This window comes from Mucilaginibacter sp. cycad4 (assembly GCF_034263275.1).
Classification (GTDB): domain Bacteria; phylum Bacteroidota; class Bacteroidia; order Sphingobacteriales; family Sphingobacteriaceae; genus Mucilaginibacter.
In genome coordinates, this window is the sequence record NZ_CP139559.1 from 1,482,041 (window position 1) to 1,500,194 (window position 18,154).

Annotated in this window: 17 protein-coding genes; 10 read left to right on the top strand and 7 right to left on the bottom strand. The window is 42.4% G+C overall.

Annotation, left to right across the window (positions count from 1 at the left end):
- Positions 1-4: 4 nt before the first annotated feature.
- A complete protein-coding gene (locus SNE26_RS06255) occupies positions 5-781 on the bottom strand; it encodes an SAM-dependent chlorinase/fluorinase (protein ID WP_321558504.1) in 777 nt (258 codons plus the stop codon).
- 102 nt (positions 782-883) lie between these two features.
- On the opposite strand from SNE26_RS06255, the gene SNE26_RS06260 reads away from it, so the two are divergent.
- From SNE26_RS06260 to SNE26_RS06275, 4 genes are all read left to right on the top strand, one after another.
- Positions 884-1,849, top strand: coding sequence for a PhoH family protein (locus SNE26_RS06260; protein ID WP_321558505.1), 966 nt, complete (start codon positions 884-886; stop codon positions 1,847-1,849).
- Between the two features lie 84 nt (positions 1,850-1,933).
- On the top strand, positions 1,934-2,878 hold the full coding sequence (locus SNE26_RS06265; protein ID WP_321558506.1) for a phosphoribosylaminoimidazolesuccinocarboxamide synthase: 945 nt from the start codon (positions 1,934-1,936) through the stop codon (positions 2,876-2,878).
- A gap of 50 nt (positions 2,879-2,928) precedes the next feature.
- A complete protein-coding gene (locus tag SNE26_RS06270) occupies positions 2,929-3,306 on the top strand; it encodes an STAS domain-containing protein (RefSeq protein ID WP_110583425.1) in 378 nt (125 codons plus the stop codon).
- 22 nt (positions 3,307-3,328) lie between these two features.
- A complete protein-coding gene (locus SNE26_RS06275) occupies positions 3,329-4,243 on the top strand; it encodes a ribonuclease Z (protein WP_321558507.1) in 915 nt (304 codons plus the stop codon).
- Positions 4,244-4,300: 57 nt separating this feature from the next.
- On the opposite strand, the gene SNE26_RS06280 is transcribed toward SNE26_RS06275, so the two are convergent.
- On the bottom strand, positions 4,301-5,245 hold the full coding sequence (locus tag SNE26_RS06280; protein WP_176627425.1) for an MlaD family protein: 945 nt from the start codon (positions 5,243-5,245) through the stop codon (positions 4,301-4,303).
- A 111-nt stretch (positions 5,246-5,356) separates the two neighbouring features.
- Positions 5,357-6,289: an N-acetylmuramoyl-L-alanine amidase gene (locus tag SNE26_RS06285; RefSeq protein ID WP_321558508.1), complete on the bottom strand. Its 933-nt coding sequence runs from the start codon at positions 6,287-6,289 to the stop codon at positions 5,357-5,359.
- A 52-nt stretch (positions 6,290-6,341) separates the two neighbouring features.
- Here SNE26_RS06285 and SNE26_RS06290 point away from each other — a divergent pair, with 52 nt between their 5' ends.
- From SNE26_RS06290 to SNE26_RS06305, 4 genes are all read left to right on the top strand, one after another.
- Entirely contained in the window at positions 6,342-9,083 is a 2,742-nt protein-coding gene (locus SNE26_RS06290; RefSeq protein WP_321558509.1) for a putative LPS assembly protein LptD, read from the top strand.
- A gap of 7 nt (positions 9,084-9,090) precedes the next feature.
- Entirely contained in the window at positions 9,091-10,338 is a 1,248-nt protein-coding gene (locus SNE26_RS06295; protein ID WP_321558510.1) for a competence/damage-inducible protein A, read from the top strand.
- 42 nt (positions 10,339-10,380) lie between these two features.
- On the top strand, positions 10,381-11,928 hold the full coding sequence (locus SNE26_RS06300) for a dihydrolipoamide acetyltransferase family protein (RefSeq protein WP_321558511.1): 1,548 nt from the start codon (positions 10,381-10,383) through the stop codon (positions 11,926-11,928).
- Positions 11,929-12,130: 202 nt separating this feature from the next.
- Positions 12,131-12,790: a protein-L-isoaspartate(D-aspartate) O-methyltransferase gene (locus SNE26_RS06305; protein WP_321558512.1), complete on the top strand. Its 660-nt coding sequence runs from the start codon at positions 12,131-12,133 to the stop codon at positions 12,788-12,790.
- A gap of 137 nt (positions 12,791-12,927) precedes the next feature.
- Here the strand turns inward: SNE26_RS06305 and smpB are convergent, their stop codons facing one another.
- Genes smpB through SNE26_RS06320 form a run of 3 tightly spaced genes read right to left on the bottom strand, consistent with a single transcriptional unit; the run spans position 12,928 to position 15,955 of the window.
- Complete coding sequence (smpB, locus tag SNE26_RS06310; RefSeq protein WP_274988131.1) at positions 12,928-13,380, bottom strand: SsrA-binding protein SmpB; 453 nt, start codon at positions 13,378-13,380, stop codon at positions 12,928-12,930.
- 26 nt (positions 13,381-13,406) lie between these two features.
- Positions 13,407-15,308, bottom strand: a complete 1,902-nt coding sequence (locus SNE26_RS06315) for an Nramp family divalent metal transporter (RefSeq protein ID WP_321558513.1) — start codon at positions 15,306-15,308, stop codon at positions 13,407-13,409.
- Complete coding sequence (locus SNE26_RS06320) at positions 15,305-15,955, bottom strand: metal-dependent transcriptional regulator (protein ID WP_321558514.1); 651 nt, start codon at positions 15,953-15,955, stop codon at positions 15,305-15,307. Before SNE26_RS06320 ends, SNE26_RS06315 begins: the two co-directional genes overlap by 4 nt.
- A gap of 130 nt (positions 15,956-16,085) precedes the next feature.
- Between SNE26_RS06320 and SNE26_RS06325 the strand changes: the two genes are divergently transcribed.
- A complete protein-coding gene (locus SNE26_RS06325) occupies positions 16,086-16,556 on the top strand; it encodes an Lrp/AsnC family transcriptional regulator (protein WP_022832833.1) in 471 nt (156 codons plus the stop codon).
- A 262-nt stretch (positions 16,557-16,818) separates the two neighbouring features.
- On the opposite strand, the gene ung is transcribed toward SNE26_RS06325, so the two are convergent.
- Positions 16,819-17,496 carry a uracil-DNA glycosylase gene (gene ung, locus SNE26_RS06330; protein WP_321558515.1) on the bottom strand — a complete coding sequence of 226 codons (678 nt, stop codon included), beginning with the start codon at positions 17,494-17,496 and terminating at the stop codon, positions 16,819-16,821.
- 71 nt (positions 17,497-17,567) lie between these two features.
- Between ung and SNE26_RS06335 the strand changes: the two genes are divergently transcribed.
- Entirely contained in the window at positions 17,568-18,116 is a 549-nt protein-coding gene (locus tag SNE26_RS06335; protein WP_091162705.1) for a hypothetical protein, read from the top strand.
- Positions 18,117-18,154 lie beyond the last annotated feature (38 nt).

Here is an 18,154-nt window from a genome sequence, read left to right on the forward strand (position 1 = left end):
TACCTTATTGAAATTCAATGATCACCTTATCATTCAGGTTCAGCCCCAGCAGGCCGCTTGCATTACCTTTGTTTATGGCAATCTCCAAATGGTCGCTAATGCCAAACAGGCAAAGCTTTTCGCCAACAGGCACTTCGTTATAATGCCAGCTTAAGTGGTTTATGGTTTCGTTGCGCTTAAAGTTGAGCACAAAACGCCTGCCTTGCTGCACGCTGTTAAAAAACTCCTTGGTAATGTTGGTTATCACATTCTGAAATGAATCGATATAGATCACCACGCCTTTGATCAGGTTTTTTTCAATAACAGGCTGCAAATTCATTTTGTTTTCGATATCGCTTACCGGCAAACCTATTTCATCCAGTTTACCGCCTTTGGCCAGATGACAAGCCGTTTTTACAAAGATATCGGCAAGCGGAAAGTGCAGGAATTTAAGGTCCTGCATAATGTTGATCTCCACGATCTCTTCAGGCTCCTGGTCAAACATCAGCGAAAAAATGCCATTATCGGCCCCCACAAAATAGTGCTTTTTGTAGCGGATAGCGAGGTATTTGGTATGGTCATTATAAACGGTATCAATACCGATAAGATGTACGGTATCCTCCGGGAAATAATGAAAGCTGTTTTTAAGTATAAAGGCAGCCTGCTGTACGTTAAAGGCCGCAACACTGTTGGTAATATCAACAATATTTACTGTAGGCAACAATTTGTAGATACTGCCTTTTAACGCAGCCTGGTAAATATCTTTATCGCCTAAATCAGTAGTTAATGTTATAATTGCCATTAATTTTATAAATATTTATTGCTAATCTTGTAGTAGCATTTGAAGCTACAAATATTCAATTTTTAATTCATAAAAATCTGTAACTAAAAAATCAAATTAGTATTGAACGAACTTAAGCTATCAATTGAAAACGTAAACCCTGCAGTACTGTGGGGTCCTAATAATGATCATTTTGAGATCATTAAGAAACAATACCCCAAGCTTAAAATAGTTGCCCGCGGCAGTGAAGTGAAGATTTTGGGCGATGAAAATGAGATCAATATTTTCCAGGAGAAGTTTACCCACCTGATAAATCATGTTGAGAAATTTGAAAATCTTAACATAACCGACCTCGAACGGATTCTTGGCTCAAGAGCCAGCAATGCTACACCAGTTGCAGACCCAACCGCTGTTGATAAATTTGCAAGCGGCGAAGTAATTGTATTTGGTCCTAATGGTATTATGGTTAGGGCCCGTACTACTAACCAGCGCCGCATGGTTGATAGTATCAACAAAAGCGATATCCTGTTTGCCATTGGCCCTGCCGGTACCGGTAAAACATATACCGCGGTGGCTTTAGCGGTAAGGGCGCTCAAAAACAAAGAAATTAAACGTATCATATTAACCCGACCGGCTGTTGAGGCAGGGGAGAACCTTGGTTTTTTACCGGGCGACCTTAAAGAAAAGATCGACCCGTACCTGAGACCTTTGTATGATGCGCTTGATGACATGATCCCGGCCGAAAAACTGAAGGTTTACCTGGAGAACCGCACCATTGAGATTGCACCGCTGGCCTTTATGCGCGGCCGTACCCTTGATAATTGTTTTGTTATTTTGGACGAGGCCCAGAACGCTACCGATATGCAGCTCAAAATGTTCCTGACCCGTATGGGGCCATCAGCTAAATTCATTGTAACCGGCGACGTAACACAGATCGATTTACCTAAAAAACAACAATCGGGCCTGCACACCGCTTTAAGGATCCTGACCGATATTAAAGGTATCGAAATAGTGTACCTGAGCGGCGAAGACGTTGTAAGGCACAAATTAGTACGTAAGATATTGGAAGCTTACGGGGATATACAGTAAAAAACAGATACAAGAGTCAAGAATCAAGATGCAGGAAATTGTGTTTCTGTCTTGTTTCTTGACTCTATATTCTTTATTCTCAACATGAACTCAATAAAAGAAACACATTTCAACTTTCCGGGGCAAACGGCTTTTTACAAGGGGAAAGTACGCGATGTTTATACGATAGATAATAAATACCTGGCCATGGTTGTTACCGACCGTATTTCGGCCTTTGATGTTGTACTACCGGAAGCAATTCCTTTTAAAGGACAGGTGCTTAACCAGATTGCTGCCCGCTTTTTAGAAGCCACAGCAGATATTGTTCCAAACTGGGTTATTTCAGTTCCGGACCCGAGCGTTACCATTGGCCGCATTTGTGAACCGTTTAAGGTGGAAATGGTGATCCGTGGTTACCTGGCCGGTCATGCCGCTCGTGAATACAGTGCCGGCCGGCGCCATGTATGCGGTGTAGCTTTGCCCGAAGGTTTAAAGGAAAATGATATCCTGCCTCAACCTATCATTACCCCAACTACCAAAGCATCGGTAGGGCATGATGAAGATATTTCACGCGAAGAGATCCTGGCAAGGGGCATCGTATCTGAAGAAGATTACGTTAAGCTTGAAGCCTATACCCATGCGCTGTTTAAACGCGGTACCGAAATTGCAGCCAAACAGGGCTTGATCCTGGTAGATACCAAATATGAATTTGGTAAGGTTGACGGCCAAATCTATCTCATAGACGAGATCCACACGCCCGATTCATCGAGGTATTTTTATAAAGAAGGATATGAGGAACGCCAGCAAAAAGGCGAGCCACAGAAACAGCTTTCGAAAGAGTTTGTACGCAAATGGCTTATCGAAAATGGTTTCCAGGGTAAAGAGGGGCAGGTAGTACCGGTTATGACCGAAGAGATTGTTAATTCGATATCCGAACGTTATATTGAGCTTTACGAACAGATTATTGGTGAGGCATTTGTTAAGCCTGCCGAAGGCAGTGTATTAGCCCGCGTTGAAACAGCAATTAATAACGCGTTGAGTGTTATGTAATTTTAAAATATCCATAAAATATTTATCTTAGCTTATTAAATTTAATAAGAATGAAATTTACTGTAGATAAACATGAGAAATATATATTATTGAAACTTAATGAGTCAAAATTAAATTCAATAGTAACTCCTCAGTTAAAATCAGAACTGATTTTGATCAATACAGAGGGCCAGCGTAACATCATTCTCGACTTGTCGCAGGTGAAATATGCCGATTCATCGGGCTTAAGCAGCTTGCTGGTTGGTCACCGCTTGTGTAAAAATGCTACAGGTTCATTTATTTTGGCGGGTTTAAATGATGCAGTTGCACGTTTGGTAACTATATCACAATTGGACAATGTGTTAACTATTGTTCCAACTGCCGAAGAAGGTGTCGATCTTATTTTTATGGAAGAGATTGAAAAAGAGTTAAAAAAGGAAGCAAGATAAACCATTTATTTGTTTACCTATTATGAAATTTGAGGTAACAATACTTGGCAGCAGTTCCGCGACCCCCATCTTTAACAGAAATCCCACTTCACAGGTGCTCAATATCAATGAGCGCCTGTATTTAATAGACTGCGGCGAAGGCACGCAGCAACAAATGCTCCGCTTTGATATCAAAGCCAGCCGCATCGATCATATTTTTATCAGTCATCTTCACGGCGATCATTATTTAGGTTTGGTTGGTTTATTATCATCCATGCACCTAAACGGGCGTAAAAAGGCGCTTAAACTGGTATGCCCTGTGCAGTTGAAAGAAATAATCGATCTGCAATTAAAATATTCAGATACCGAACTGCAGTTCCCTGTTGAATATATATTTACTAATGCCCGGCAAAGCGAAGTGGTGATCAGTAATAATGATGTTGTTGTTGAAACTATACCGCTTGACCATCGCATTGCCTGTACCGGCTTTTTGTTTAAGGAAAAGAAACGGCTACGCAAGCTCATTAAGGAGAAAATAGAAAGTCTTGATATCCCTGTTGCTTATTATTCGGTATTAAAAAAAGGGGGAGATTATACAGATGAAAATGGCACCGTTTATAAAAACGAAGGGCTGACTATCGATTCGGCGGAGCCAAAAACCTACGCTTATTGCTCCGATACGATGTATAATGAAAACTATTTCGCCCAAATTGCCAACGCCACATTGCTTTATCACGAGGCTACTTTCTTAAATGATATGCTTGACCGGGCGGTTATAACCCATCATACCACAGCATTACAAGCAGGGGAGATAGCCCTGAAAACCAACGCGAAAAAACTGCTCATAGGCCATTTTTCGGCCCGTTATAAAACCCTGAACGAGTTACTGGATGAGGCTAAAATAAATTTCCCCTCAACTGAACTTGCAATTGAGGGGAAAACCTTTTTTATAGAATAGTTATTTAGAGCTGAAAGCCTAAGGCAAAAAGCTTATTAGCTTTAGGCTTTCTGCTTATTAATCCTTTTTACCGCCGAAGACCGAGAAGCTTACGTAACGTTTTGGATGCGCTTTCAAATCAATAAACAGGTTATTGAGGTTGTTTGATGCATCGGTGAGGTTTTTGTACATTTTATCATCGTTAAGCAATAAGCCCAAAGAACCCTGACCGGCGTTGATCTTGGCAATAGTAGCCTGCAAATCGGCCATAGCCTTATTTGCATTATCAAGTGTTTGTTTCAGGTTAGCAGCAGCAACGTCATTACTTACTTTTTCAAAATTAGCTGTCATCCCGTTTAGGTGGGCTGTGCTGGTCTTTAAGCTGCCTGATACCTCCTCGGCATTGGTAAGTATGGCGTCGATATGGCCGGTTTGTGAACCTACCAGGTGATCTATCTTTTTAGTAGTGCCTTCAAGTGTTTGCAGGGAGTTGGCGATGCTCATGAAGCTGCGGTCGATGTTTTTCTGAAAGTTGGGGTTCAGGATCTTGTTAACAGCGCTCAGTGACGAATCGAGCTTAGACATCAACATTTCTGCCTTTTTTTGTATCGGCTGCAGGCTTTCTGCAAGGCTGCCCTGGATATCGGCTTTAAGTGTATCCTGGTCTTCGGCAGGCACATTGCTGTTGCCTAACTCAAAAACAATGGCTTTGCTGCCCAGCAGATCGGTACTTTCAAGCTTGGCAAGGGTATTTTTAGGTACAACAACATCCGGTTCAATTTTAAATTCAACCACGGTACGCCCGTCCGGCTGAAGCTTCATTTTAGAGATGCGGCCTATCTGGTAACCGTTTACCAATACAGGTTTTGAAACGGTTAAACCTTCAACACTGTTATAAATAGCGTAGTATTTATTTGATCCTGAAAAAACATCATTACCGCGTAAATAACTGTAACCTAATATGAGTATGGTAATTGCTATTGCCGTAAGTGCGCCAATTTTGGTTTCGTTAGAGATTTTCATTAAGTAGAGTTTATGCGTTAATTGTGTTTAAGGCTATAAACCTGTAACCAGGCTTATATGTTTTATGATGTACGTTTTATTTGCTCAGAAGGTAACAGTTTGGCTTTATAATTATTGCGAAATCTGTTCCATCTCCTTTTTATAGGTTGTTAATGCACGGATAATGGAAGCTACGATCTCGTTTTGTCCCTCTTCCGAATTAAGGTACTTTTCATCGTCGGGGTTATTGATATAGCCGGTTTCAACCAGCACTGATGGCATTGCACTGTGACAAAGTACGTAAATGCCCTGTTCCCTGATCCCTTCACTGCGCCTTCCATCGGTATCAACAAACTCACCGTTAATTAAAGTAGCCAGCTTGATACTTTGCTGCCTGAACTTTCTTTTATACTCGTTTGTTAAAATGATGGTCATGGGATCGTTCGGATCCAATGCGCCGCCGTCAAGTTCTGTCTCTTCGCCAACCTGGTTTTTCTGAATGGCGTTTTCTTCTTCGCGGGTACGGTGTAAACCGTAAACCAAAATAAGTACGCCTTTTCCCGACCTGTCCGGAACCCGAACTGTATGGTATACTGCTTTATGACGTTTGGTGCCAACTCTTTCACGAATTGTTCTGTCAGATAGTGAGTTGCAGTGAAGGGATATGAAAAGCTGCCCTTTGTTTTCATTGGCTATTTCGGCCCTGCGTTCAAACGAAACATCGTCTTCGGTAGTACGGGTCATTACAGCTTTTACGCCGCTTAATTCTTTTTCTATAGCGGCTTGCAATTTAAAGCCAATAGCCAGCGTTACATTCCTTTCTGACGAATAAGAACCCGATGCACCGTGTGAATAATGACCTGTAGAAGCTGATGGTTTGCCGCCATGCCCAGGGTCGATAATAATGGTTTTGATCTTAAAACCGGTACTGTTGATGACAGTATCCGTTTGATGAGGAAGACTATTGGTTAAAATAGAACTGTATGATTTAAAAGGAAAAAATGAAAGGAGAACCAGCAACACCCACAAACTATAAATCAATCTTTTCAATGCCTTATTTTTCATTATTTTTGAACGCTGTTAACTATATCTGCAAAAATACTATTCATAATCAATTTTGAAATTCATAACCTTTTTTTTTCTGCTTGCAATTATATTAATAGTAAACGGACTTGCTGCTAATGCTGGCACTGTTTTAAATAACAGCCATGGCAGGAGGCCTTTAACTGATACTATTATCAAACTTGATTCGCTTCGTGATAAGAAACTTCTTAAAGGTAAAAAATCCGGCTCAATTACGCCACTAAGAAATGGTAAACCGGTAAATTCTTTACCCGCAAATGATACCACCAAAAAGAATAAAGGCGGCCTGCAATCGGAAGTAAAGGCAACTGCCGAGGATTCGACCCACTCAGACCGGGAGCACCAGGTTACCTATTTTTACGGCAAGGCCCGTGTAACCTATGAAGATTTTGAGCTTGATGCAGACTATATCAGGGTAGATGATAAAAACCACCTCATATTTGCACGGGGAAGCATTGACCCGCGTACACACCAATATGTCCGCAGGCCTATCATGAAGCAAAAAACGGATAAGCCGGTAGCATCCGACTCCCTGATTTTTAATTATCAAACAAAAAAGGTAAAGATCTATAACCCGGCATCTGAGCAGGAGGGTAACTTTATTTCGGGCGGGCAGGCAAAAAAACTCAATGATGATGAGGTTGCATACCGTAACGTAATTTTCAGTACCTGCGATTTGCCTTATCCTGATACGCACTTTGGTATAGTGATTACCCGTGGTATCGGCGAAAAGAAACGTATTATATCCGGGCCTGCTTACCTCGAAATTGAAGGGGTCCCTTTACCGCTTGCCATACCTTTCGGCTTTTTCCCTAAGCCGGATACCAGGACATCAGGTGTTATTTTGCCAACTTTTGGCGAGGATAATACACTCGGTTTCTATCTGAAAGGCTTGGGATACTATATCGGTATAAGTGATTATGTTGATTTAACTACCACGGGATCCATCTATTCAAAAGGCTCGTATGAACTGAGCAGTACAGCCCGTTACCTGAAACGTTATAAATATACAGGTAACGTTACGCTCAGCTTTGGCTCGCATAACTATGGTTTGGAGGGAGACCCAGCCACTAAAGATGCGCATATTTACTGGTCGCATGTGCAGGATGCCAACGCTAACCCCGGTTCAACTTTCAGCGCTTCGGTTGATGCGGGTACCTCCGGTTTCTTCAGGAATACGCCATCGGCAAGTAACTATAATGTTAATTCAATTGCTCAAAGTAGTTTGCGCTCAAGTATCGCTTACGGTAAAACCTGGGCCGGTACGCCCTTTAACTTAAGTGTAGGTATTTCGCATAGCCAGGATATAGCCCGTAAAACGGTGAACATCGAGTTGCCCACCATTGCTTTTGGTATGTCGTCAATAAACCCATTCGACTCTAAAAACAGGGTTGGCGAACAAAAATGGTATCAAAAAATTACGGTGAGCTACAATTTAGTAGGTACCAACAAGCTTAACGATATACCCGAGTCCCAATTATTTAAGAGCGAAACTTTATCAAAGCGGTTACAAAACGGGTTTCAGCATACCATCCCGGTTAGTTTGGGCTTAAATGTGCTAAAGTACTTTCAGTTTAATAACAGTATAAACTATACCGAACGCTGGTATTTTCAAAGCATTAATGAAAGATTTGAAAGGGGAAGTATTGCCGGTTCAAATCAGTTAATTATTGATACCATACCTGGGTTTAAACGTGCCGGGGAGTATAGCATCAGCACCGGTATATCAACCAAATTGTACGGTACGATAAACTTTAAACATGGTAACCTGAAAGCAATCAGGCACGTAGCTACACCCTCCATAAGTTTCAGCTATCGTCCCGACTTCAGTGACCCAAGCTTCGGTTATTATAAAACAGCTGTAAGTACAGCTACGGTGCCTTATCCGTATACTTATCAAAAATATTCTATTTTTCAGAACGGGGTTTACGGCGGGCCCTCGGCGGGTAAGCAGGCGGGTTTAAACTTCTCGGTAGATAACACGATAGAGGCGAAGGTGAAAGCTAAAAGTACGGATACATCCGGCACCGACAGAAAGATCACGATTTTGCAGGGCTTGTCGTTCTCTACCTTTTATAATTTTGCGGCCGACTCAATGAAGCTTTCGGATATCTCATTTTCGGGACATACCGCCATTTTCAATCAAAAATTAAGTATCAGTTTTTCGGGAGTGTTTAGCCCGTATGTGACCAAGGTAAGCGATTCAATCGCCAATAATCAGATTGTAAAAACAAGCCGTTACATAAACAGGTATGCTTGGCAGGATGGCAAGTTTCCAACTTTAACAGGCTTAAACATCTCCATGGGCGGAAGTTTAAATTCAACCAAGGCAACACCGGGTAACGCGGCCCTGAACACTATTGCAACCATGAACACCACCCAGGCCCAGAGGCTGGCCCTGGTAAACAGCGATCCGAATGCATATGTTGACTTTAACGTGCCGTGGAATATCTCGCTTAACTACAGTTTTAGCTATCAAAACTATTTAAACACCAAAACAACCAGTAATACGCTCCAGATCTCGGGCGATGTGAACCTTACGCAAAAGTGGAAGATCCAATACTCTACCACATATGATATCAAGGCGGCTAAATTTGCAAGCGCTACCTCGTTTTCAATATACCGCGATCTGCATTGCTGGGACCTGGCCTTTCAGTGGATCCCTTTCGGTGTATACAAAATGTATAACGTAACTTTAAAGGTGAAGGCTTCTATTTTGCAGGATTTGAAACTAAGCAAGAAAAGCGATTACAATCCACAATCATCTTTTTATTGATATAATAATGCTGGCAGAAATAATTACCATCGGCGACGAAATACTTATCGGACAAATTGTTGATACCAATTCGGCCTGGATGGCTACCGAACTTAACAAGATAGGGATAAGGGTAAAACAGATCTCATCAATAAGCGATGACAAAGAACATATCCTGAAGGCATTAGCCGAAGCTGCAAACCGGGCCAGTATCATTTTTATTACCGGTGGCCTTGGCCCAACAAAAGATGATATCACCAAAAAAACATTAGCCGAATACTTTGGTGTTGAACTTGTTGAAAACAAGGATGCATTTGCCAATGTAGAACGCATTTTTGCCAAATATAACCGCCCGCTGCTGGAGATCAACAAACAACAGGCGCTTGTTCCTGCCAATTGCGAAGTTGTGCTTAATGAAAACGGCACTGCCCCGGGTATGTGGTTTAATCACGATGGGGTTATCTATGTGTCGATGCCGGGTGTGCCGTTTGAGATGATGTATATGATGGAAGGGCAGGTATTACCTAAAATTAAGGCTACCTTAAAGCTACCGGTGATCATTCATAAAACGCTGCTAACCGTTGGCGAGGGTGAATCATTTTTGGCCGAACGGATTGCGGATATCGAAAATGATCTGCCATCGCATATTAAACTGGCCTACCTGCCCAAGTTAGGCCAGGTTCGATTACGGTTAAGTGCTTTTGGCGAAGATGAAACTGCTTTGCAAAAAGAAGTTGAAGCATTTGCCACCCGGTTTATTGAGCGCATAGGTGCACCGTTTGTGATTGACCAGGATATACCGCTTGAAAAAGCCATCCTTGATTTGATGGAAAGCAACGGCCTTACTTTATCAGTAGCCGAAAGCTGTACAGGTGGTTACCTTTCACATTTGTTTACCCAGCATCCGGGCTCGTCGCAGGTGTTTTTAGGCGGCGCGGTTTCCTATTCGTACGAGTTAAAGGAGAGCATTTTAGGGGTAAAGAACGAAACTTTATGGCAACACGGAGCCGTTAGTGAAGAAACTGTAAAAGAAATGGTAGAGGGGGCGCTGCTGAATTTCAAATCGGATCTTGCCGTAGCTATAACAGGCGTTGCCGGCCCGGGGGGCGGAACAGAAGATAAACCCGTTGGTACTGTGTGGATTGCAGTTGCCGGAAAGCAAAAAACATACCTGAAGAAATACACATTTGGCAGTAAGCGCCGCCAAAACATTGAACGGAGTGCAGTAATGGCCCTGTCAATGTTGAATACTTTACTTACTGAAATTAAAAAGTAAAGATTTAAATACATAATTTTGGGGTCAAACTATATTCAACGTATGGCCAAATACCAGCTGTTATTGCCAAAAATGGGGGAGAGTGTTGCTGAAGCAACCGTTATCAAATGGGTAAAAAAACCGGGTGATAAGGTTAATGCAGACGATGCGGTAATGGAAATTGCTACCGATAAAGTTGATTCGGATGTGCCTTCGCCGGTAGCCGGCAAGTTAGTTGAACAATTGTATCAGGAAAACGATGTGGTACAGGTTGGGGCGGTTATAGCGATCATTGAAACTGAAGAACCTGAAGCTGCACCGGTAACTGTTCAGCCGGAAGAAGCTTCTGCTCCTCAACCTGCCGAAGAACCGAAAATAACAGAACCAACATACCAGGAAGCCGTTCCCTTTAAAGAAGCTGAAAAAGCACCCGAGCCTGAAATAAGCGAAATTCAGTCTGCAGATTTATCGGGTATTCCGGGTATTGATCAGCTTGAGCAAAAAAGCCCGCCTGTTGCTCCGGTATTTAAATCTGAAGGGCGTTTTTATTCGCCCCTTGTAAGAAATATTGCCACACAGGAAGGCATCAGTATTGATGTGTTAGATAGCATCCCCGGAACCGGTTCGGATGGCCGTTTAACCAAAGATGACCTGCTGAATTATTTGCAGGCAAAAACTTCATCTGTTGTTCAAAATACCCAGTCTTCAGCCCCGGTTGAGCCGTTTAATGCTCAACCTGTCGAACAACCTGTAAAAGCCGTTGAGTTGGCTAAGGAAACACAGCCGGTTGCTGAACCGGCGCCGCGACCGGTAATTGCTGCAACTCAGGAACCTGCAAAAACCGAAATTCCAAAAGCTGCGCCTGTTGAGCAGCAGCCCGCTTCGGTTACTTCTGTATCCGGTGCCGATGAGATCATAGAGATGGACAGGATGCGCCGTTTGATTGCCGACCATATGGTGATGAGCAAACAAACGTCGCCCCACGTTACCTCATTTGTTGAAGCCGATGTTACCAACCTGGTATTATGGCGCGAAAAAGTAAAGAACAGCTTTGAAAAACGTGAGGGTGAAAAAATAACCTTTACACCTATATTTATTGAGGCAGTAGCGAAAGCCATCAAGGATTTCCCGATGATCAATGTATCTGTTAACGGTACCCAGATCATTAAGAAAGCTGCAATCAATATTAGTATGGCTACGGCTTTGCCAAATGGTAACCTGATTGTGCCGGTAATTAAAAAGGCAGATGAACTTAACCTTGTTGGTTTAACAAAGGCCGTTAATGACCTGGCAAACCGTGCACGCAACGGCAAGTTATTGCCCGATGATGTAAAAGAAGGTACATTTACGATTACCAACGTAGGCTCGTTTGGTAATGTAATGGGTACGCCCATAATCAACCAGCCTCAGGTTGCAATTTTAGCTGTTGGCGCTATCAAGAAAAAGCCTGCTGTTATTGAAACAAAAGAGGGCGATATGATCGCTATACGCCACATGATGTTCCTGTCATTATCATATGATCACCGCGTTGTAGATGGTGCTTTAGGAGGCTCGTTTGTAAGGCGTGTTGCCGATTATTTGGAGAAATGGGACAATAGCAGGGAAGTGTAGATTCCTAACCACATAAAAACACGACACGCCGGGCAAATTGTCCGGCGTGTCGTGTTTTAGGCCATACCCTTCATTATTGGTAAAAACTGAATTTTAAATTTGTACTAATGAAGCACATAAATAACTACAGGAGGGCAAAGCTCCGTAAATGATGCTTGTTGGGTAAATTGTGTGAAAATTCGTATTAACTTTGCCTTTGAAAATGGCTTACAAGTATACTGATAATTACCGCGAACAGGGCGCCCGTAAAAGGTTGGTTGATGTTTTAAGAAAGAAGGGAATTGGCGACGAACACGTTTTAGAGGCTATTGGCAAGGTAAAACGTCATTGCTTTTTTGATGAAACTTTCTGGAACCAGGCTTACAGGGATATTGCGTTCCCGATAGGCGAGGGGCAAACCATATCGCAGCCCTATACTGTGGCCTATCAAACCGAACTGCTGCATATCCGCAAAGGGGATAAAGTACTTGAAATAGGCACAGGTTCGGGGTATCAAACCTGTATCCTGCTTGAGCTTGGAGCTAATGTTTACACTATTGAACGCCAGGAGAAGCTTTATCACCGCACTAAATATGTATTGCCTAATGAAATGGGTTACAATGCCCGTTTTTTTCTGGGAGACGGCTCTGTTGGAATAGCGGAACACGCACCTTATGATAAGATCATTGTTACCGCCGGAGCGCCGACCGTGCCTGAAGTGCTGTTAAAGCAATTAAAGATAGGCGGCATCCTGGTTATCCCGGTTGGCGATGAGGAAACCCAAAAAATGGTTACAATACTAAAAGTGGGAGATAATGACTATGAAAAGATTGTGCTGGATACCTTTAGGTTTGTGCCATTGGTAGGCGATAAGGCGTGGTAAGCCCCCCGGCCCCCTAAAGGAGGAGCTTCTTAGCATGATCGATCAGCATCTAAATAACAACAAGGCCCGGATTTAAAAACCCGGGCCTTGTTGTTAATATGCAAATCAAAAGCTCCCCCTTTAGGGGGCTGGGGGGCTTACCTTTTCATCACCCTGTCCAGTTCTATCTTCGTATCGCGTTCTTTTAATGTTTCGCGTTTATCAAATGTTTTTTTACCCTGCGCAAGACCTATCTCCAGTTTCGCAAATCCCCGCTCGCTAATAAATAACGCCAGCGGGACTATGGTTAATCCCCGTTCTTCGCCGCGGGTCTGGAGTTTTTTGAGCTCTTTTTTATTTAGCAGCAGGATGCGGTCGCGTTTGGCTTCATGGTTATAGAACGAGCCAAACGAGTATTCAGAGATATGCAGGTTGCGTACATACAACTGGTTGTTAATGAATGTACAAAAAGCGTCGTTAATGTTAGCTTTTCCCTGCCTTATCGACTTGATCTCGGTACCAAGCAGCTGTATGCCTGCAACGTATTTATCAAGGATATGATACTCAAAGTAGGCTTTTTTATTTTTTATATAGATGTTATCCTGGCTCATAATTATTCAGCCGCAAACTTACAAAATTAGTTTGACTGTGGCTTTACCACCAGTACCGGCACATTAACCTTGTGCCTTACAGAGTTTACGGTGGTGCCAAATATAAGATCTTTTAAAGCTTTGTGTCCGTGCGAACCCATGACAATGAAATCAATCTTTTCGTCCTTTACAATTTCGGCTATGGCGCTGGCCGGGTTACCATAGCCAATTTGTCCCTGGGCATTGTAGCCAAGGTTCTTTAAAGCACAAACATATTTGTCAAGGTTATTAAAATCAATTTGGGTTTCATTGTCTAGCACCTCTCCGCCATAGTAACGCGCGCCGGCTGTTTCAACAACGTGTATCAATGTATAATCGGCCTTTTTGCCTCCCTGCATAATAGCATGCCGCAGACAATCGGTATCATTCTTTGAAAAATCTATAGTTATGGCGATGTGGCTATAAGTTATCGCATCGAGCTCGGTAATGGCATTGGCTATCCCATGTGGTACAATAGCAGGCCTGTCATAATGTTTAAATAATAACGGTCGTATAAAAACATAGATCAGTAATAGTGCTATACCAATGACAATAGGAACTACTACAGCATAGATCCATATTGATGACGGATTTCCACTTATCCAATCGCCAATTTGTTCATATACCAGTTTGGCGTTTAATGCAACAATTAACAGTGCACTTCCCCATGCCAATGCCCTTGTCTGGAAATTGATGGCAAACTTCCCCATTCTTTTTCTGTCGGACGTGAAATGGATAAGCGGAATTACCGCAAAACCCAGTTGCAGGCTTAATACAACCTGGCTTAAGATCAGGAGCTTTCCTAATCCGCCCTCGCCATAAAAAAGTATGGTAAACACAGCCGGCACGATGGCCAGTACACGGGTAAGCAGGCGGCGTAACCAGGGCTCTATCCGCAGGTTAATGTGCCCTTCCATAATGATTTGCCCGGCAAGTGTACCGGTAATGGTTGAACTTTGGCCCGAAGCAATGAGCGCTATAGCAAATAAAGTAGGGGCTATTGCACCGAAAATATGCTCCAGTAGCTTGAATGCATCCTGGATCTCCGCTACTTCAAAATAGCCGTTCCTGAAAAAGGCGCTTGCTGCTAATATTAAAATAGCCGCATTCACAAAAAAAGCAAGATTAAGGGCTATAACGGTATCAAAAAGGTTAAACTTAATAGCGGCCCTGAAGCCTTCTTCGGTACGGGTTATTTGACGGGTTTGTACCAGCGATGAATGAAGATATAGATTATGCGGCATTACCGTAGCACCAATAATGCCTATAGCTATATAAAGCATTTGCTGGCTTATTTTGTCGCCTTTAAACAAGTTGCCGGGGATGAAACCCTTTGCTACTTCTATTACATTGGGCTTAACAATAAACATTTCGACCAAAAAAGAGAGCCCCACTATAAAGATCATCGAAATAATAAAACCTTCGAGTTTGCGCATGCCCTTGTTCATGAGGTAGAGCATCAGTACGGTATCAGTGATGGTAAGCGATACGCCCCAGATTAACGGAAGGTGAAACAGCAGTTTTAAACCAATGGCCATGCCAATAATTTCGGCAAGGTCACATGCTACAATGGCTATCTGTGCTAATATATACAAGCAAAAATTCGCAAAACGTGGGTAAGCGTTTTTTGAGGCCTGTGCAAGGTCGAGCCCGCGTACTATTCCCAAGCGGGCTGCCAGTGATTGCAGCAGGAGGGCAATCATGTTAGATACAAACAACACCCAGATAAGCTTATATCCAAAAGCACTACCGCCTGCGATATCCGTTGCCCAGTTTCCTGGATCCATATAGCCTACGCTCACCAGGTAAGCCGGACCCAAAAATGCCGCCAGCTTGCGCCAGCCGGTTTTATTTTCGGTGGTTACAGATCCGTGTACGTTGCCTAAAGATTCGTTGTGTTTATTGTTCATAGGGCTATAAGCAGATTGTTGGCTACTTCGCGGCTAATGTGCACTTCTTTATTGCCGGTTTGCACCACTACCGAATGGTCATATTCAATAATATCAGTGATCATTATTTTGCAGCCGATGGTAAGTTGTTTTTTATCGAGGTATTGTAAAAAGGATGAACTATGGTCGCGGACGCCTGAAATTATACCGATTTGGTTAACTGTTACGGCCGAGACTGGTTTTAACTCATGTGTGTTAAAGCGGCCGTTGCAATCAGGTATCGGGTCGCCGTGCGGGTCATGCTTGGGATAGCCCATAAACTTATCGAGACGGTCAATCAGCTCTTCGGATGAGATATGTTCCATCTCTTCGGCAAGGTCATGTACCTGGTCCCATTTAAAATTAAGTTTTTCAACTAAAAAGTATTCCCATAGCCGGTGTTTACGGATAATACCTATTGCTATTTTCTCGCCGGAGGGGGTGAGGCTCACGCCCTGGTAAGGGGTATAATTGATGAGCGCTTTATCAGCAAGTTTTTTTAGCATATCGGTAACCGAAGATGCTTTGGTATTTAGCGAGGATGCAATTTGATTTGTACTTGCATTTCCATCATTTACAGCAAGATGATAGATGGCTTTTAAGTAGTTTTCCTCGGCTAAAGTATTCATTTAAACAAATCTAATAAAAAATTTAGACTAATCTAAAAAAATAAACGTTAGGAAATATGTTTTCGTTGAAGTACTTTAAAGAAAAATTAAATTTTGCGAAGCGAGGAAAATACTATATTTGCATACAACTATGGCCGCCGAATTAGATAAAATAGACCTACAAATACTCAAGATTTTACAGGAAAACGGAAGGATAACCAACCTCCAGTTGTCTAACGAGATAGGGCTTTCGCCAGCACCTACCCTTGAGCGAGTGCGTAAACTTGAGAACGCAGAATACATTAAAAGCTATCATGCCCTGGTAGATGAAGAGAAGTTAGGATTAGGAATCAAAACCTTTATCCAGATCTCCCTTGATTTTCATCAGAAAAATACCATTCAAACTTTTTTGGATGAGATCAAGAACATTAAGGAAGTTACCGAATGTCATCACGTAACCGGCCAGTGCGATTTTTTGCTGAAGGTATACGTACGCGACATTAAATCATATGAACAACTGATCATGGAAAAGATCAGCCGCATTACCGTGGTAAAAACATTCCAAACCATGATGATCATGTCTACCAGTAAAAAGGAGCCTATAGTACCGCTGGAGTATTAGATAAGAGTAAAGACTATAAGAGACAAGAGTCAGGAAGGAATTCAAGACTATAAGAATCAAGAGTCAGGAAGGGATTCAAGACTATAAGAATCAAGAGTCAAGAAGAAGGGTTAGATATCTTTCATTTCTTGACTCTTTTTATTTTCAGGCTTTTTAAATCTTGTGTCTTGACTCTTGGCGTCTTGATGCTTCCCCTGTTTCTTGACTCCTGGCGTCTTGATTCTTTCCTCTGGTTCTTGACTCTTGGCGTCTTGTCTCTCGCTCAATGTATTTGCCAGTCAATCTCTTTTTTACCTTCTTTTTTCAAGATCTCGTTAGTTTTTGAAAAAGGCTTGCTCCCGAAAAAGCCCCGATCAGCCGAGAAAGGTGAGGGGTGTGGAGAGCGAATAATAAAATGTTTCTTTTCATCAATCAAAACTGCTTTTGATTGGGCAAAGGCGCCCCATAATATAAATACAATGCCTTCTTTTTTATCGGAAATGGTTTTGATCACCTCATCTGTAAATTCTTCCCAGCCTCTTTTTTGGTGTGAGCCGGCATCGCCCGCCCTTACGGTTAAAGTGGCGTTCAGTAACAAAACACCCTGTTTGGCCCATTCTTCGAGGTTGCCATGTGAAGGAAGGGTGAAACCCGGAATGTCGTTTTGAAGCTCTTTGTAGATATTAATGAGTGAGCGGGGAATGGCAATACCTTTTTGCACCGAAAATGAAAGGCCGTGGGCCTGATGAGCACCATGATAAGGGTCCTGCCCTAATATCACTACTTTTACATCATCAAAAGGTGTAGTATTGAAAGCGTTGAAGATCTCGCCGTTTTTAGGGTAAACAACTTGCCCTGATTGCTGCTCTTCCTTTAAAAATTGTTTAAGTTTTACCATGTAAGGTTTATCAAATTCCTGCTGTAAAACCTTGAGCCATGATGGTGGTAATGCAATCGCCATAAATATTTATATAGAAGTTGGTTTAGCGTACAAATAAACAGATATTTGCGCTAATATTAGTATCACAAATTATGTCAAATATTGTTCGGTTAGTTATTGCTTGTGTAGTGATGGGTGCGGCGGTTGCCCTTTGTGCATTCGGTTTTTGGGGATGGGGGATTTTTGTTTTGTTAATGGGCGGTATTATACTGCTTAGCTTCTTCTTTAACGAGAATATGATCATTGCCCAGTATTTTTTGCGTAAGGAAAATTCTGAAAAGTCAGAAGTGTGGTTATTGAAAATTACCGATTACGAAAAACAACTGCACAAAAACCAGCACGGTTACTACAACTTGCTGATCGGTTTGATCGAGTCACGCAAGGCGCCAATGAAATCAGAAAAATACTTCAAAAAGGCCCTGTCGTTGGGGATGAAAATGTCGCACAATATAGCTTTGGCAAAGTTGAGCCTGGCCGGTATTTCAATGGCGAAGCGCAACAAGCGCGAGGCGCAAATGTATTTGTCGGAAGCTTCGAAGGATGATAAGAACAAACTGCTTACCGAACAAATTAAAATGATGAAAGGTCAATTAGCCCAGATGGATAAGCAAGTAGTAAGGGGAGGGTATCGCCAATTCTAAAACAGGATAAAAGAAAAGGGATAAAAAATAAAAGGGAC

Bases quoted from the DNA above. Each gene is read 5' to 3' on its own strand.
- SNE26_RS06255 (WP_321558504.1), bottom strand. From the start codon at position 781: ATGGCAATTATAACATTAACTACTGATTTAGGCGATAAAGATATTTAC.
- SNE26_RS06265 (WP_321558506.1), top strand. From the start codon at position 1,934: ATGAACTCAATAAAAGAAACACATTTCAACTTTCCGGGGCAAACGGCT.
- SNE26_RS06270 (WP_110583425.1), top strand. From the start codon at position 2,929: ATGAAATTTACTGTAGATAAACATGAGAAATATATATTATTGAAACTT.
- SNE26_RS06275 (WP_321558507.1), top strand. From the start codon at position 3,329: ATGAAATTTGAGGTAACAATACTTGGCAGCAGTTCCGCGACCCCCATC.
- SNE26_RS06280 (WP_176627425.1), bottom strand. From the start codon at position 5,245: ATGAAAATCTCTAACGAAACCAAAATTGGCGCACTTACGGCAATAGCA.
- SNE26_RS06285 (WP_321558508.1), bottom strand. From the start codon at position 6,289: ATGAAAAATAAGGCATTGAAAAGATTGATTTATAGTTTGTGGGTGTTG.
- SNE26_RS06295 (WP_321558510.1), top strand. From the start codon at position 9,091: ATGCTGGCAGAAATAATTACCATCGGCGACGAAATACTTATCGGACAA.
- SNE26_RS06300 (WP_321558511.1), top strand. From the start codon at position 10,381: ATGGCCAAATACCAGCTGTTATTGCCAAAAATGGGGGAGAGTGTTGCT.
- SNE26_RS06305 (WP_321558512.1), top strand. From the start codon at position 12,131: ATGGCTTACAAGTATACTGATAATTACCGCGAACAGGGCGCCCGTAAA.
- smpB (WP_274988131.1), bottom strand. From the start codon at position 13,380: ATGAGCCAGGATAACATCTATATAAAAAATAAAAAAGCCTACTTTGAG.
- SNE26_RS06315 (WP_321558513.1), bottom strand. From the start codon at position 15,308: ATGAACAATAAACACAACGAATCTTTAGGCAACGTACACGGATCTGTA.
- SNE26_RS06320 (WP_321558514.1), bottom strand. From the start codon at position 15,955: ATGAATACTTTAGCCGAGGAAAACTACTTAAAAGCCATCTATCATCTT.
- SNE26_RS06325 (WP_022832833.1), top strand. From the start codon at position 16,086: ATGGCCGCCGAATTAGATAAAATAGACCTACAAATACTCAAGATTTTA.
- ung (WP_321558515.1), bottom strand. From the start codon at position 17,496: ATGGCGATTGCATTACCACCATCATGGCTCAAGGTTTTACAGCAGGAA.
- SNE26_RS06335 (WP_091162705.1), top strand. From the start codon at position 17,568: ATGTCAAATATTGTTCGGTTAGTTATTGCTTGTGTAGTGATGGGTGCG.